At 62.3% G+C, this 15,630-nt stretch carries 14 protein-coding genes; 3 read left to right on the top strand and 11 right to left on the bottom strand.

What is annotated here, in order from left to right; all coding sequences use genetic code 11:
- Positions 1-14 precede the first annotated feature (14 nt).
- From ACQ5BM_RS14890 to ACQ5BM_RS14900, 3 genes are all read right to left on the bottom strand, one after another.
- Positions 15-1,160, bottom strand: a complete 1,146-nt coding sequence (locus tag ACQ5BM_RS14890; RefSeq protein WP_429812460.1) for a carbohydrate ABC transporter permease — start codon at positions 1,158-1,160, stop codon at positions 15-17.
- 1 nt (position 1,161) lies between these two features.
- Complete coding sequence (locus ACQ5BM_RS14895) at positions 1,162-2,175, bottom strand: carbohydrate ABC transporter permease (RefSeq protein ID WP_429812463.1); 1,014 nt, start codon at positions 2,173-2,175, stop codon at positions 1,162-1,164.
- A 187-nt stretch (positions 2,176-2,362) separates the two neighbouring features.
- Positions 2,363-3,721 carry an ABC transporter substrate-binding protein gene (locus ACQ5BM_RS14900; protein ID WP_429812465.1) on the bottom strand — a complete coding sequence of 453 codons (1,359 nt, stop codon included), beginning with the start codon at positions 3,719-3,721 and terminating at the stop codon, positions 2,363-2,365.
- A gap of 289 nt (positions 3,722-4,010) precedes the next feature.
- On the opposite strand from ACQ5BM_RS14900, the gene ACQ5BM_RS14905 reads away from it, so the two are divergent.
- Positions 4,011-5,042: a substrate-binding domain-containing protein gene (locus tag ACQ5BM_RS14905; RefSeq protein WP_429812467.1), complete on the top strand. Its 1,032-nt coding sequence runs from the start codon at positions 4,011-4,013 to the stop codon at positions 5,040-5,042.
- Positions 5,043-5,090: 48 nt separating this feature from the next.
- Here the strand turns inward: ACQ5BM_RS14905 and folD are convergent, their stop codons facing one another.
- Both folD and ACQ5BM_RS14915 read right to left on the bottom strand, forming a co-directional pair.
- Positions 5,091-5,990 (bottom strand): bifunctional methylenetetrahydrofolate dehydrogenase/methenyltetrahydrofolate cyclohydrolase FolD, encoded by a 900-nt coding sequence (folD, locus tag ACQ5BM_RS14910; RefSeq protein ID WP_429812470.1) that lies wholly within the window; start codon positions 5,988-5,990, stop codon positions 5,091-5,093.
- A gap of 250 nt (positions 5,991-6,240) precedes the next feature.
- On the bottom strand, positions 6,241-8,247 hold the full coding sequence (locus ACQ5BM_RS14915; protein WP_429812472.1) for a GumC family protein: 2,007 nt from the start codon (positions 8,245-8,247) through the stop codon (positions 6,241-6,243).
- Between the two features lie 266 nt (positions 8,248-8,513).
- Here ACQ5BM_RS14915 and ACQ5BM_RS14920 point away from each other — a divergent pair, with 266 nt between their 5' ends.
- Complete coding sequence (locus ACQ5BM_RS14920) at positions 8,514-9,779, top strand: lipopolysaccharide biosynthesis protein (protein ID WP_429812474.1); 1,266 nt, start codon at positions 8,514-8,516, stop codon at positions 9,777-9,779.
- A gap of 14 nt (positions 9,780-9,793) precedes the next feature.
- Here ACQ5BM_RS14920 and ACQ5BM_RS14925 read toward each other — a convergent pair whose 3' ends face one another.
- The 3 genes from ACQ5BM_RS14925 to ACQ5BM_RS14935 are packed head-to-tail and all read right to left on the bottom strand — an operon-like array spanning position 9,794 to position 12,734.
- Positions 9,794-10,687, bottom strand: coding sequence for a DUF6492 family protein (locus tag ACQ5BM_RS14925; RefSeq protein WP_429812476.1), 894 nt, complete (start codon positions 10,685-10,687; stop codon positions 9,794-9,796).
- Positions 10,684-11,499, bottom strand: a complete 816-nt coding sequence (locus ACQ5BM_RS14930; RefSeq protein WP_429812478.1) for a WecB/TagA/CpsF family glycosyltransferase — start codon at positions 11,497-11,499, stop codon at positions 10,684-10,686. Before ACQ5BM_RS14930 ends, ACQ5BM_RS14925 begins: the two co-directional genes overlap by 4 nt.
- Positions 11,496-12,734, bottom strand: coding sequence for a glycosyltransferase family 4 protein (locus ACQ5BM_RS14935; RefSeq protein WP_429812480.1), 1,239 nt, complete (start codon positions 12,732-12,734; stop codon positions 11,496-11,498). The genes ACQ5BM_RS14930 and ACQ5BM_RS14935 overlap by 4 nt, the downstream gene beginning before the upstream one ends.
- 155 nt (positions 12,735-12,889) lie before the next feature.
- Here ACQ5BM_RS14935 and ACQ5BM_RS14940 point away from each other — a divergent pair, with 155 nt between their 5' ends.
- A complete protein-coding gene (locus ACQ5BM_RS14940) occupies positions 12,890-13,879 on the top strand; it encodes a glycosyltransferase family 2 protein (protein ID WP_429812483.1) in 990 nt (329 codons plus the stop codon).
- Between the two features lie 125 nt (positions 13,880-14,004).
- On the opposite strand, the gene ACQ5BM_RS14945 is transcribed toward ACQ5BM_RS14940, so the two are convergent.
- The 3 genes from ACQ5BM_RS14945 to ACQ5BM_RS14955 all read right to left on the bottom strand — a co-directional run bounded on the left by ACQ5BM_RS14945 (position 14,005) and on the right by ACQ5BM_RS14955 (position 15,613).
- On the bottom strand, positions 14,005-14,571 hold the full coding sequence (locus ACQ5BM_RS14945) for a hypothetical protein (protein ID WP_429812486.1): 567 nt from the start codon (positions 14,569-14,571) through the stop codon (positions 14,005-14,007).
- Complete coding sequence (locus ACQ5BM_RS14950) at positions 14,571-14,939, bottom strand: hypothetical protein (protein ID WP_429812489.1); 369 nt, start codon at positions 14,937-14,939, stop codon at positions 14,571-14,573. The genes ACQ5BM_RS14945 and ACQ5BM_RS14950 overlap by 1 nt, the downstream gene beginning before the upstream one ends.
- A 125-nt stretch (positions 14,940-15,064) precedes the next feature.
- A complete protein-coding gene (locus ACQ5BM_RS14955) occupies positions 15,065-15,613 on the bottom strand; it encodes a rod-binding protein (protein WP_429812491.1) in 549 nt (182 codons plus the stop codon).
- Between the last annotated feature and the right edge of the window lie 17 nt (positions 15,614-15,630).

Below are 15,630 nucleotides of genomic sequence, written 5' to 3' on the forward strand. Positions count from 1 at the left end.
GAAAGTCCCTTTTGTCAGCCGCCCTTGACCGATCCCGCCAGCAGACCGCGCACGAGATAGCGCTGCAGGCTGAAGAAGACGATCAGCGGAACGACGATAGTGATGAATGCGGAAGCCGTCAGGATTTCCCAGTTGCCGCCGCGTGAACCGAGCAAGTTGACGAGCCGGCCGGTCAGAACCAGTTCGTCGGGGCCTGCGCCCAGGAACACGATCGCGACCAAGAGGTCGTTCCAGGTCCACAGGAACTGGAAGATCGCAAAGGAGGCCAGCGCCGGGAAGGACAGCGGCAGGATGATCTTGACGAAGATATCGAAATCGCTGGCGCCGTCGACGCGGGCGGATTCCATGATTTCGCGCGGCAGGCCGGCCATGTAGTTGCGAAGCAGGTAGATCGCAAGCGGCAGGCCGAAGCCGGTATGCGCAAGCCAGATGCCGACATAGGTCTTGGCCGGCACACCGAAGAAGGCACCCACGCCGTTGTAGAGCTTCAGCAGCGGGATCAGCGACATCTGCAACGGCACGACCAGCAGGCCGACGACGACGGCGATCAGGATCGCCCGGCCGGGAAACGGCATCCAGGCGAGCGCATAAGCGGCGAAGGCAGCGATCATGATCGGGATGATCGTCGCGGGAACGGCAACGGTCAGCGAGTTGATGAAGGACCGGCCGATGTTTTCGGCGCCCAGCACCTCGGCATAATTGTCGAAGGTGAAACGTGGCGGTGACGACGCCGTGACGAAGATACGCTGGCCGCGCGAACCCTCCATCTTCTTGTCGGAGACGATCTCGAAACTGCCATCCGCCTGAACGGTCAGCTTTTCGCCGTCGTTGAGTTCGGCGGTCTCGCCGGCCTTGAACGCGGTCGGCTCGCGGCTCGAAAAGCCGAAAGCGGAGATCTGACCGGTCTGTCCGTCGAGCAGGTTGCCGGATATCACGAACTTGCCGTCGCGCTCCACCTGCGTGTCCGGACCTGGCGCCCGGACGACGATGTTTTGCGACGATGTCGACAGCGCCGTCCACCAGCCGGAAACGGCAAGCTGATCCTTGTCGCGCAGCGACGAGATCAACAGGCCGGCGGTCGGCAGCGTCCAGAGCGCGACGATCAGCAGCACCGAGAGGTGGACGATCCACATGAGGGGGGAGCGTGTCGCTGGATTCATCTCAGTGCCCCTTCATTTCCTTGGCCGCATTGCGGATGTTCCAGACCATGATCGGAATGACGAGGATCATGATGACGACGGCGATCGCCGCGCCGCGACCGAAGTCACCGCCCCCGCGGAACATCCAGTCGAACATGAGGTTGGCGAGCACCTGGCTCTGCCATTGGCCATTGGTCATGGCGAGAACGATGTCGAAGACCTTCAAAACCAGAATGGTGATGGTCGTCCAGACGACGGCGATCGTGCCCCAGATCTGCGGCACCATGATCTTGAAGAAGATCTGCCAGCCATTGGCGCCGTCGATGACGGCCGCTTCGATCGTTTCCTCGGGAATGCCGCGAAGCGCCGCGGACAGGATGACCATGGCGAAACCGGTCTGGATCCAGACGAGGATCGCCATCAGGAAGAAATTGTTCCAGAAGGGCAGCGTGATCCAGGCCTGCGGGGCGCCACCGAAGGCGACGACGATCCCGTTCAGAAGGCCGATCTGTTCCGCGCCCTCGGGGCGAAAGTCGTAGATGAACTTCCAGATGACCGCGGCACCGACGAAGGAGATCGCCATCGGCATGAAGATCAGCGTCTTGGCGATATTGCCCCACCAGATACGATCGGTCAGCGCAGCGATGATAAGACCGAAAAAAGTTGCGAGCGCGGGGACCACCAGCAGCCAGAGGAAGTTGTTGTAGATCGACTGGCGGAACTCGCCATCATTGACCATCCAGGCATAGTTGCTGGCGCCGACGAAGTTCTGTCCCGCGCGATCATGAACGCTGTACCAGAGCGACATAAAGACGGGATAGATAAGATACACCGTCAGCGCAAGGAGCGCCGGCCCCAGGAACAGCCACGGGCGGATGGCGTTGGTGATACGCAGGTTCCGTGAGGCGACGGCACCGGATTTCCCTTTCGACGGGAAGACCAGGTCGAGAATGAAACTGGTTCCCCAGAAATAGGCGGCACAGCCGATGACTCCGCCCAGCATGAACCCTGCAGCCTTCACAAGCTGAAACAACATGACATGTCCCTCCCCCTCGGTGCACGATCACGTGCAGGGCTGGCGATTGCCGCCGTTCTCATTGGGGCCCGCCACTTCTCATGGTTAAGAGCGGGAAGCGACGGAAAAGCGCATACATTTTCCTCGTCCGCTCAGGCGTGCCCGGGTCGGCAACGGGCGGCATTTCTGCCGCCCGTCATCGGTTGTGTTACTTGATGGCGTCCCAGGCCTTCTGAACGCCGTCGGCGACGTCGGCCGACGACTTGCCGCCGACGAAATCGACCATGCCGGTCCAGAACGCGCCCGCGCCGATCTTGCCCGGCATCAGGTCGGAACCGTCGAAGCGGAAGGTGGTGGCGTTCAAGAGGATCTCGCCCTGCTTCTTCAGCGGCGGGTTGCCGTAAGTCTCGACGTTGACGCTCTTGTACGGTGTCAGGAAGCTCGTCTGCGCCATCCAGACTTCATGCGCGATCGGCGTCTTCAGGAAGTCGATGAAGGCGCGTGCGGCCGGCGAATCCTTGGTGATCATCGCCAGCGTGCCGGCGCCGAGCACCGGATTGCCGAGGTCCTTCTTGCTCTCGTATGGCGGCATGTAGAAGAAGTCGGCATCTTCGCCGATCACCGTTCCCTCCGGGAAGAAGGACGGGATGAACGATGCCTGGTGGTGCAGATAGCACTTCGGCGGCGATGCGAAGAGGCCCTTCGGGCTGTCGCGGAAGTCGGTGGAGGCAACGGCTGCGGCACCACCATCGACGAACTTGTCGTTCTTGGCGAACCAGCCGAATTCGTCGAGCGCGCCGACGACGGCGGGATCGGTGAACGGGATCTCGTTCTTGACCCACTTGTCATAGACGTCGGCCGGCTGCGTGCGCAACATCAGGTCTTCCACCCAGTCGGTTGCCGGCCAGCCGGTCGCGCCGCCGGAACCGAGGCCGATGCACCAGGGCTTGCCGCCGTCGGCGGCGATCTTCTCGGTCAGCGCCTTCAGCTCTTCCATGGTCTTCGGCACTTCGTAGCCGGCGTCCTCGAAGTTTTCCGGCACGTACCAGACGAGCGACTTCACGTCGATCTTGTAGGGAAACGCATAGAGCGCGGCGTTGCCGTCCTTGCCCTTGTAGGTCGAAAGATCGACCCAGGACTGCCCGGCGGCATAGTTGTCGAGCAGCCACTTCTGGGTGTCGTCGCCGAGCGGCGTCAGGTAGCCTTTGGAGGCGAGATCGGCGATCAGGCCCGGCTGCGGGAGGATCGAGATTTCGGAGGGGCTGCCGGCCTGGGTGTCGATGACGATCTGTTGCTCATAGTTTTCCGAGGACGAATACTTGATCTCCGCGCCGGTCGCCTCGGTGAAATAGGCATAGACGCTCTTGAACAGAGCCTCGTCCTCGCCGCGCCACGGACCGAAGATGGTCAGCGTCTGCCCCTTGAGGTCGTGGCCCTTCTTGAATTCCTCGAAGCTTGCCCAGTTGAACTTCTTGTCTTCACCCGGCTTGAACTTGAGGTCCGCGGCGCCTGCAGCACCTGCCAACAGGGCAAACGCTGCCACGCCCAACAGCAATGATCTCTTCACGTCCTTCTCCTCCCAAGATGAACCCGGATCCCGCCGGGCAGACGACAATGCGCAAAATTCAAAGCGCTTTGAGTTCGCTAACAAACCATCGCGACACTCCAGGAGTCAAGAGATTTCCCATCTCTGTCCTCGATGCGACGAATTTGTGCTTTGCGGTAACATTTTGCACCGCGCAATGGTTGAATTCCGCTTTGTTGCTCGAAAAACGGATGCTACACAAACCTCGGCGCTGGGACCAAACACCAAAAATCATACGGATATCCAAAGCGCTTTGGGAGGAATCCTGGCCATGGCGGTCAATCTCAAGCAACTTGCGGAATTACTCGGCCTGTCGCAGACGACGGTCAGCCGGGCACTGAACGGCTACCCGGAGGTCAATGCCGAGACCCGCCGGCGCGTGCTGCAGGCCGTGCGCGAGACCGGTTACAGGCCCAACCGCGCCGCCCAGCGGCTGGCCACAGGCAAGGCCTATTCGATCGGCATGGTCATGCCGATCGCTCCCGGCATCGATTCCGACGTGCATTTCGGCGAGTTCCTGGCGGGCCTTGCGGAAGAAGCGGTCAAGCACGACTTTCACTTCGTGCTCAATCCGAGCGCGCCGGAAGACGAGGAAGTGACGTTCCGGCGGCTGGCGGCAAGCGGCAATGTCGATGCCCTGTTCCTTGCCTATATGCGCGCCAACGACCCGCGGATCGCCATGCTGAAATCGCTGTCGATCCCCTTTCTCGTCCATGGCCGCTCGATCGGCGAAAGCCGGGACTATCCTTTCCTCGACATCGACAATACGGCCGCCTTCTACGACGCGGCGCGGCTGCTCATCCAGCTCGGGCATCAGCGGATCGCGCTGATCAACGGCCCGGAATATCTGACCTTCTCCATCCGCCGTCAGAAGGGAATGCTCAGGGCACTCTCCGAACACGGCCTCGCGCTCGACGAAGCGCTGGTCCAGCATTCCTTGATGACGGATGAACACGGCTACCGCAGCATGCAGCGCTTTCTGCAGCATTCGCAGCCGCCAACGGCGGTTCTGTGTTCAAGTACGGTATTGGCCCTCGGCGCCGTCCGGGCGATCAATCAGGCGGGATTGAAGATCGGCGAGGACATTTCGCTGATCGCGCATGACGACGTGTTGCCGATGCTGAAGCCCGAGAATTTCAGCGTACCGCTGACGACGACGCGCTCGTCGCTCCGGGCCGCGGGAGCCCGGATCGCCACACGGCTGATCGGCGGCATCCTGAAACGCGGCGACTACCCGGAACAGGAACTCTGGCGCGCCGAGCTCATCGTGCGCGCGTCGACCGGGCCGGCCCCGCAAAAATGAAAACGCGCCGCAATCGCGACGCGTCTCGTCATTCCATGTGAACCGGGATCAGAAGCGCGGCGGCTTGCGGCCAGCCTTGCGATAGGCGGCAATCACCGTGTTCGCCATCAGCATGGCAATCGTCATCGGGCCGACACCGCCCGGGACCGGCGTGATCACGCTCGCCACCTCGGCGGCTTCGGCGAAGGCCACGTCGCCAACCAGCTTGGATTTACCCTCGCCCTTTTCCGGCGCCGGTACCCGGTTGATGCCGACATCGATGACCGTCGCGCCGGGTTTCACCCAGTCGGCCTTCACCATCTCTGGGCGGCCGACGGCGGCAACGAGGATATCGGCATTGCGGCAGACGGCCGCCAGGTCCTTGGTGCGTGAATGGGCCGTCGTCACGGTCGCATTGGCAGCGAGCAGCAACGCCGACATCGGCTTGCCGAAGAGGTTCGAACGGCCGATAACGACAGCGTTCAGCCCGGAGAGGTCCTCGCCGTGGGTCTGGCGCACGAAGACCATGGCGCCGGCCGGCGTACAGGAGACGAGACCGCCTTCGAGATCACCGGTGGCGAGCTTGCCGGCGTTGACGACGTGCAGGCCGTCGACGTCCTTTTCCGGCAGGATCGACTGGATGATCGGCTCGGACTTCAGGTGCTTCGGCAACGGCAATTGCACGAGAATGCCGTGAATGGAGGAATCCGCATTGAGCTCCGCAACCAGGGCGGCGAGCTCTTCCTGCGTGGTTGCCTCCGGCAGAGTGTGCTGGATCGACAGGAATCCGCACTCCTTGGCCATCTTGCTCTTCGACGAAACATAGGCGTGGCTTGCCGGATCGTCCCCGACGATCACGACGGCGAGACCTGCGCGAACACCGGCATCCGTCTCCAGCGCCTTGGTCGCAGCCTTCACAGTCTCGATGACCGAAGCGGCGACTTTCTTGCCATCAATCACAGTCGTCACAGCATGTTCCTCCTGGCTTCCTGTTCACGCGGCACACTCTAGTTCGCCCGGGAAAAGGCGATGGCCTCAAAGCGCCCTATGCTGTCCCAAACGCATAAATGCAAGAGGCGATGGAGCGCTCGGCGTTCGTTTCGCTCCGCCTGGCGGCATTTCCTTTCACAGGTGAGAGGCGTGCTTGGCCTCGCTCAAAGGCATGAGAGCCCGATCTGTGTACGATTGCGAAGTGAATGAGCCCACGCTGGGGGACGGCCTAGCCACGCGCCAGTTTCTGGCGGGAGTAATGCTCGACGCGAGACCTCAGCGCGCGAAGATCTTCCTGTACCTTGGCAATATCGCTCCCGGTCTCTGCGTAGGGTAGCGGATGCCGCGGCGTAGAGCCCCCCGCTTCGCCACGACGGGCAGCGGCATAAGCGGCCGTCAGCGATTGAGCATGATGCGCCGCAGGGCTGAACGGCGGCGGAAGATCGGACTTGGCGGACGCCGGCTCGGACCGCGGCTGCGTGCGCGGCGAGGGCTCGGGATCACCCTCCGGCTCCGGTGGTTCCGGATCCTGATCGCGCTGCGGCCGTGCACCAGGGGCGGCAAACAAACCGCGCATGCTGCGGTAGATGCCGAGCAGTACGCCGAGGCCGAAGCCGGCGAAGAAGCCGGCCATTGTGGCGGCAACCACGATGATCTTGCGGGAGGGGCCTTTTGCCTGCAACGCCGGCTCGGCCTTGGAGATCACCCGGATGTTCTTCGCCGTCAGCTTTTCCTCTTCGCGCGTTTCGCCGGCGCGCTTCAGGAAGGATTCGTAAATTTCGCGGGTTGCCGAGGCTTTCCGCTGCAGCTCACGCAGTTCGACGAATTCCGCGGAAGAATCGATCTGTCGCGCCTTCTGCACGGCAAGCTGCCGCACCAGGTCCTGTTCGGTGCGCTGGGCGCGATCGAGCTCGGTTCCGGCTGCGGCCGCAATGCGCCGCAGTTCATTGGCGATTTCGGAGCGCGAGGCTTCGAGCGCCTGCTGGGCTGCGATCCGTTGCGGGTGGCGTGGCCCGAGGCTCGCGTCAAGTGCGCTCAATTGCGCCCTGGTCGCGGCATATTGCTTGCGCAGTTCGGACAGCGCCAGCGAGCTGATTTCCTCCGGATAGGCGCCGGTCAGTACGTCGTTCAACTGCACCTTGCCGGAGGCTTCCGCTTTCGCTTTTGCTTCGGCGATGCGGTTGCGGGCGGCGGCCACCTGGTCGCTGAGGCTCAGAAGCTGCTTGTCGGCGATCAACTCGCCGCCGGCGCCGACGATGTCATTGGTCGCCTTATAGTCCTCGACCGCCTTCTCGGCCGCATCGAGCTCGGCCTTCAATTCCTTGATGCGGGCGTCCAGCGCCACCGTCGTCTTCTGGAAGAAGCCGGACTGCGCTGCGGTTTCCTCGCCAAGGAAGGTTTCGACCAGCCGGTTGGTGATCAGCGCCGACTTCTCGGGGTCGCGCGTCTGTGCCTCGACCGTGACGATGAAGGTCTTCGGGTCGCGCCAGACCTGGATTGCTTCGCTCAACTTCTTCAGCACACGAGCGGATGCGTCGCCGCCGCCCTTGCTTGCAAATTCCGCATCCTTCTCGAGGTCAAGACCGGCTGCAACCTTCTCCATGACGGTGCGCGAGCGCAGCACTTCAAGCTGGCTGTCGACGAGCGCGAGAATGCCTTCGGTCGCCAGTGATTGTTTCGACAGATCGGAATCGGTGAGCCGCACCTCGCGCGGATCGATGTAAAGCTTGCTTTCGGAGACGTAGACGCTGGACGTTGAAAGCGCGAGCAATATGCCGCCCATGGCACCGAGCGCGGTCGTTGCAATAATGATCTTGCGAAGCTGCCAGACGGAGCGCAGGACCGTCTCGATGTCGACGAGAGGACGGTCGCCCGGTGCGTCAGCGACGGGCGCGGCTGCCGCCTGGGCATCGTCCGATCGGCTGTCGGCCAACCATCGTACCAGCCTGTCACCCGCGCCGCTCAAGCCGCGGCGATGCTTGGTCGATCCCTTGCTTCCCTTCAGAGCTTTCCCGCCGCTTGTCGGCTGCGCCGCGGAACGGTTCGTGTTCCGCGCGCCGGGACGGCCACTCGGGCCATCGGCTGCGGACAGGCGATTGAGCAGAGGAGAATTGGCCGCGGACGCGCCGGCCGCACGCGGCTTTTGCGCGCGCGCGGAACCGCGCGTGTCGTCGGCTACGAAATCGAGCAACGATGCACGCGGAACCGGGCGTTTCTCGTCGTCGATGTCGAACATGACTGATCCCGCGGCTGCCGAGACGGCGAATTCCGAAAAGTGAAGCCAAGCTAAGCAAACATGGAAAATAAATGGTTAATTTCGGCAGATCAGCGGGTGCAAACAGGCCGATCTCACGCCTTATTAAGCTTTCCCGGCTATGACCGTAGACGGAGAGCCGTTCCAGTAGAAGGCACTGCAGGCCCTGCGTCCGGAACTGCGTAAAAACAAAGAGATAGAGCGCGTCCGTCGCCCCCGAAGGAAAATGCGCTATTGGAACGTCGGCCGTGCCTCATCGCGTCAAAGCGCTATACTTCCGCCACCGGGCGCTGATCCACGCCTACCTGTCCATGACCGGAGGTTCGGCCGGGCGGCTCGTGCTGTCGCTCGTCTACTTCATCGCCGTCGCGAACACGCTTGCCATCGCCGATTTCGGTCTCTTTGCCACGGCGTCGGCGGCCGGCATCATGATATCGCGCGTGCTTGCCTTCGGCTTCATGTCGCCGCTCTATCGCGTCGCCACCGTCAAGCCTCTGCTGGTCGGAACCTACAGCGCCGGCTTCCTCGTCGGCGCGGTAATCTCGCTGCCGCTGATTGCCGTGATCTGTGCCGCCACCTTTGTCGCCCTGTTTTCCCGGGACATGACGGCGGGCGCCTTCTCTGCCTTCATGCTGGCCGAGATCATCTGCTGGCGCGGATTGGAAACCGCGGTCATCGTGCTGAACGGCCTCGGCCGCTTCGGTCGTGGGGCGTTGCTCGTGGTGATCGGTACAGCGATCCGCACCGGTGCCGCACTGCTCTTCGCGCTCCTGTCCTGGAAGACGCTTGAGGCGTGGTCCTATTTCTACCTGACTGCGAATGCGCTTGGCCTCGCCGTGGCGCTCTTGTGGTTCTACCCTCGCGTCCGGCTGCGGTGGAAGCCGAGGCTCTATTTTCGGCGCTGGGCGGATTCCGTCTCCGTCGCCGGTGCCGAGGTGCTGTTCTACATCCAGTCGGAATTCGACAAGATCGCCGTGCTTGCCATCGGCGGTCCGGCGGTCTCCGGCCTTTATGCCATCCTGATGCGACTTGCGGACCTGACGGCGCTGCCGGTGCGGTCGTTCAATACCCTGCTCGTCCAGCGCATCATGCGCACGCCCGAGGCGATCGCGCGCTGGCGGACCAGATTGTCGATCGAGCTTCTGGTGGCGCTGGCTTCGCTCGCGGCAATCGCGGTCATGGCTCTCTATCTCTGGATCTTCCCGAACGGCCTCGGTCATAACGTCTCTGCCGCCGCCCCGATCGTCGCGATGGTCCTTCTCGTTCCCTCGTTCCGCAACCTGATCGAATATCACTCCGAACTGCTCTATGCGACGGGGCGGACGGTGCGGCGAATGCTCAACCTGCTGATCGCCGGTGTGGTCAAGGTGGCCCTGCTGGTGCTGGTGCTGCGGACGACGACGGACGTTGCCGCATGGGCGCCGGCACTCAACGGGATCTTCCTGGCGCTCTACGCCCTGTCCTTCACGCTGACCTACACGGCACTCAGGAAGCCGGCTGAACGCGTCATCTGACGCCGGCCGAACCTTCAGGCGGCAAGTTCGACGACCGCCCGGCGGATGTCGTCGAGGTCGTGCCCGACGAAGGATTGAACGCCGATGCCGATCTGATGGGGCGCCATGTCCTTCAGAAAGTCCCTGAGGCCGGAAAGGTCCTGCCGGTAACTGTCTTCAAACCAGAGCACGTGGCAGAGCGCGGCATCGGAGGGCACATGTCCCTCCCCGGCGAGCACCTCGTCGACGAAGCGGCCATAGATCGTGCATTCGGAGAAGGCACGCGTGCGTGTGATCGCCCGCACCCAGTTCCGCCCGTGCCGGGCCTCGATATGGTCCAGAAGTTTCCGGCACGTGTCGGTGCGCCAGCCGATCAGCGTGTTGATATAGTCGTTGGCCGGCAGCCGATAGGGACCAATGCCGAGAAGGCGGTCGGAATGGACCAGCCACTCGAGATGGTTGGAACGCATATGTGCGTCAATCGCTCCATCCTTGCGATAGAGTGTCAGCCGATCCGCCTGCCAGAGGCTGGCGGGATCGAAGGGACGCAGGAAGACAACGTCGGAGTCGACCGCAAACATCGCCGCCTCGTCGATATGGCGCGCGAGCGCCAGGCGACGAAGCTGTTGTGCATGCCAGCCACGCAGCGGCAGGCCAAAGGGACTAAGCCACACTTTTCTGCGGCCGGCGGACAAGGGATCCGTAACCGGATGCAACCACCAGGGCAGAAGATCGCGCTCGCTGACGACTACCCGCCGCGCCCCTTCCAGTTGCCGGAAGAGCGCGACGTCAAAGTCGGCGACCAGCAGATAGTGCTTCCAGTCGCCCTGAAGCTTGCGGTCCATGCTTTCGCACATGAGCCTGCAACGCTCGAAATCGTTCGCATAGGACGCTGTGACAACCGCGGTGCGCATGGTCTGACCGTTCACGATGTTCCCGTTCGAAGGCTGGTGTCGGCGATCGTATCGCGCGAACGTCCCGATAATTTGTGCCAGAGGACATGGCACAGGAAAAGCGGGTTTCCGAGAACGTAGCGGCGCCACATGCGCCGCGGTTCCATCGCCAGGCGAAAGAACCATTCCAGCCGCAGCCGGCGCAGGAATTTCGGCGCCCGCGGAAACTCCTGCGCGACGAAATCAAAAAGCGCACCGACGGTGATGACGAGCCGAGCATCCTGGGGGCCGACATGGGCATCGACCCATTTCTCCTGACCCGGACTGCCCATCGCGACCAACAGGACGTCGGCCTTCGCCGCGCGGACTTCAGCGAGAATCTCCTGCGACCGGTCCCGATCGAAGAAGCCATCCGAAACCGGCAGGAACTCGTGCCACGGCGCATGCGCGCGAAAGTTCTCGGCGGCACGCGCGAGCACCTTCGGCCGCGCACCGATCATCGCGATGCGTAGCGGCCTTTCGACATAGGTCAGCAATGCCGGCACGAAGTCCGTGCCATTCAGATTGGCAGGAAACATGCGGCCGTAAAAAAGATAGGAAGCGATATCGACGCCGTGCCCATCCGGAAAGACGACCTGGCGCGCCAACGCCGCGCGGTACTCCGCGTCGCGCATCATCAGGTTGGCGTTGTTCGCATTGAGGAAGGCAAGGACCGTTTGCCCGTTGGGCCGCGAAAGCGCTTCGGCGGCGAAGGCGAAAGCCTTCGCCCAGCCGAGATCGACAACCGGCATTCCGAGGATCAGACGCCGCGACAGAGAACCGTTGTTTGCAGCAACGGTCTTCGTCACGATCGCCCCCCTTCATGAATCGTCAAGTCCGGCGGCAGCGACGGCCCCTCCGCAGCGCTCGCAGGCGCAAAGCCCACCAGCACGTTGCGCATCACCCGCATCAGTCTCACTTTCTGGGCACGATGGAAGGCCGAGCCGTCGAGACGTTGACGGTCGCCGGCACGCGCCTTTGCAACCTTGTCGACCAGAAGCCGCGCGAATTCCGAGGGATCGTCGGCCGCGGAGCAATTGTCGGGAACCGCGTCGATGCCACGCAACGACGCCTGCGTTGCTACGCAGGGCATGCCGAGTTCAAAGGTCTCGAGGCTTTTCAGTTGCACGCCGGTGCCGCCGCGGCTGATGAGCGGGATGACCGCGCTTTCGGTTATGAAGGCACGCGCGTCCGGCACCCGCCCGACGAAACGGACGCCCGGGTGAGACACCGAAGGCACGCCGTCCAACTGACCGGCGATTGCGATCGACATCGCCTCCGGCAGATGCGGTACAACCTCGGCGAGGAACCAGTCGAGACCCAGCCTGTTCGGCCGCCAGCTCCACGTGCCGATCAGGCCGAGATCGTGACGGGGGTGTTGATCAGCTTCGCCGGTCGGGGCAAGCGGCGTGCCCCAACCCGTAACCAGCGGCAGAACGAAGGCCCGCTCGCTGACGGCGCGGCCGAAACCGAAACGATCCGCCTCGGCAAAAGTCCAGACGGCGACCGCATTGTGCGCCAGGTGCTGCTCGTAGTGTTCGAGATATTGCGCCTCGCGCCGGAAGAGAAAGCGCTCGATGGTTCCCTTTGCCCGCTCGGCGTTCTCGAAAGCGGAATCCGCCTCGACATTGTGCGCGACATAGATCGACGGATAGGGTCGGAAGACCTGCGCGAAGGCGGCCGGCAATTGCACCGAATTGAGCACCAGCCCATCGAACGGGGCGAGGCTGTCGAGGATCGACTGAATCCGGTTTGCCGATACCGTGAGCATCTTGCCCGATGAAACCGACGTGCGGTTGAGGAAGGCGGTCGTGAGCCAGCGCAGCTTCTGAAGCTTGCCGACCCTGGCATTGGTGACCTCGAGCTCGCCGAGGAGATGCATCTCGCAATCGTGGGCGGGCGTGCGCCCTGGCTGGAGAAAACCGATGACGCTGACCCGGTGACCGAGTGCACGCAGACCGTCAAGCACGGCCCGGTTGGCGATGTCGAAACCGGACGCCGGATTGGCGACGGGAACGAGCGAGGAAACCAGGACAAGATGCATTTTGCCACACGTCATGAATGGAGCTGGGCACTTCTTTAGCAGCATGAGGTGAAGGAGCACTTAAAGCCCCCTTTCAAAATCCGCCGGACAGGTTCAGCATCTGTTTAGGAAGATTTGTTGTATTGCCCGTTAGTTTTGCTTGCACAGGTTTCGCCATGACGTCGACCGGCCAGGACATTTCCGTCTATTTCCGGACAGAATTGGAGGATGCCGGCGACATCGAAGTCGTCGTCGTGCTGCCGACGTTTCGCCGGCCCGAACACGTCGTCAAGACGCTGAAAACCATTGTTTCCCAGAGACCTGACGTCTCCTTTGCCACCGTCGTGGTGGAGAACGACGATGAAGGATTGGCCGGCGCTCAGGCCGCCAAGGACTTTTTCCTGGGCCATCCATCCGAATCGATCGTCATCGTCGCGCACCAGCGCGGCAACTGCCATGCCTACAACGCCGGCTGGTCGATGGCGCTCGAGACCTATCCGAATCTCAAGGCGATCGCGATCATCGATGACGACGAGATCGCGGCGCCCGAGTGGCTCGATTGCCTCATCACGGTACAGGAAACGACGGGTGCGGACATGGTCGGGGGGCCGCAACTCCCGGTTTTCGAGGGTGACGGCGGGCAGAAATGGAAACGCCACCCGGTTTTCACGCCCCACTATGATACGACCGGGCCGGTGCCGATCCTCTATTCCTCCGGCAACGTGCTCGTTACCCGGCCCGTTCTCGACACCATGCCGCGGCCCTTCCTGGACCCGGCATTCAACTTCATCGGCGGCGGCGATGCGGATTTCTACAGCCGCAGCAAGGAACAGGGATTCTGCTTCGCCTGGGCTGCCGATGCCTGGGTCGCCGAGACCGTGCCGGCACGCCGAACCAGCGCATCCTGGATCCGCGCGCGTAGCCTCCGCAACGGCGCGATCTCGACAATGCTCGAACATCGACGCGACCCGAGCTTCCGCGGGCGAATGAGAACCTTCGGCAAATCCCTGGCACTGCTTGGTGCATCGGTCCCGCGCGGCATCGAGCTCTGGAGCAAGAGCGGCCTGGCAGGCGCAGGGCTCTACCACTTCTACGTCGCGCTCGGCCGGTTGATGGCAGAGTTCGGCCTCGTCAACGAACAGTACCGCAGCCCTGAGAAAAACTGACGAAGCGGGGTTCGGAACAGCGTTCCCAGGAAAAGCCTGGAATGGCTTTCCGTCCGGAATATCGCAACGTCAAAATGAAATGATCGAGATCGGAAAGCGAGCGGACAAGTGCCCGCTTTCTCCGGTCAATGCGTGCTGCTTGCCTTGACGGCGCCTTCCGGCAGCCTGTCGCTGGCGACATTGCCGTTCTTGTCGACGATCGGAACCGGCTTCTGCCGCGGCACGTTCTGGCTGTTGGCGACGCGCTTGACGTCGTCCTTGGTGAGGTATTCGAGCTGCTCGACGAGCACCTCGGTAATCACCTCGTCGCCGAGCTTCTTGTTCAGGCCATCCTTCACCGTGGTCTTGAAGGTCGGCAGATCGAAGGTGCCGGTGTCGGCGACATCGATGAATTTCGAGCCGACGAGCAGATCGTAAAGCTCGTCGGTGACCATCTGCCGGAGCGGGGCACGAAGATTGTTAATCCCCTCCTTGGTCGCGGAGAAGGAAAGCTTGGTGAGGAAATAGCCCTGGACGGAGCCTTCCCTGATCACCGGAATGGTGATCATCTCACCGGGAACATATTGCTCCGATGCGCGCCGGGCGGCCTCGCCGTCCGGGACGGCGGGCGCCGAGGCGCTTTGCATCGAGAAATAGACCGATCCGAGCGTCACCGCGCAGACCCAGACCCCGGTGAGAATGAGCTTCAGCATCAGAAATCGCTATAGCGGAACTGCGCTTCGGAATAGATGCCGTCCGCATCGGCATCCTGTGCGGCCGTCTTCAGGAGATCGACGACGGAACGCACCGCTTCGAGATGCGCCTCCACCTTCTGCGAGTTGACCGCCAGCTTGTCGCGAAGGTGACGGGCGTGCGAGGTAAAAGTCGAAGACGTCTCTCCCGGCTGCATGTCGCGATGCAACATCGTCAGTTCGTAGAGGCAACGGCTCTTGTGTGCGTTCGACGTCTTGATGTCGAATTCCGGGTCGATGCCGATGCGGCTGTTCTCGTTGTCGAGGATCATTTCCAGTCGCCCGAGCACGTTCTGGATCCGGACGTCATTGGATGCCACAGCTTCCATCAATCAACTCCCAATTGGATCACGATGATTTGGGTCGGATCGGCCCGAATCACAAACATGATCGATTCCTATGAATTAGAGCGGGATGCGGGCGGAAAACCGCATACACTTTTCCTCATTCCGCTCTAGGCCTGCTTGTTCTTGTCGTCGGCCGCAAAGCCGGTCAGCGTCTTGCGCTCGTATTCCTGCACGAGGCTTGCGGCGAGGTTCCGGCTGTTGCCGTCGAGCGAGGCCTGGACCCGATCTGTCGCGCTGCCGCTCGCGAGCTGATCGGCGATGCCGATCCCGCCGTTCTTCGACAGCACGTCGCCGATCTGTTCGGCCATCATGCTTTTCCAGATGTCGCCGGCCGTCCCCTTGCCGAAGACGTTTTCGCTGTCCGTCGGCAACATCGATTTCACGAAATTCTGCAGCACCATGGCCTCGAACTTGCGATAGGTTTCGGGGATCTTCTTCTGCTCGACACGATTGTTGATGTCGCCGAGCCCGGTCGACCCTTCGGAAGAATTGAGGATATTGACGGCAGCGGCGAAGCCGTTGCCATTCTCCGCAAGGCTCGTCGCCTTGAACGCGGCGCGATTGGCCTTCAACCGGGCCTGCGCTTCCTGCACTTCGGTCGGGTCGGCGGCGCGCACGACATCCATCACCAGGTCGCTGGGCGGAGAGATGGCCATGACGAATCCTCTCAAAA

The sequence above is a fragment of the Ensifer sp. B1-9 genome (assembly GCF_050474445.1).
Taxonomy (GTDB): Bacteria; Pseudomonadota; Alphaproteobacteria; order Rhizobiales; family Rhizobiaceae; genus Ensifer.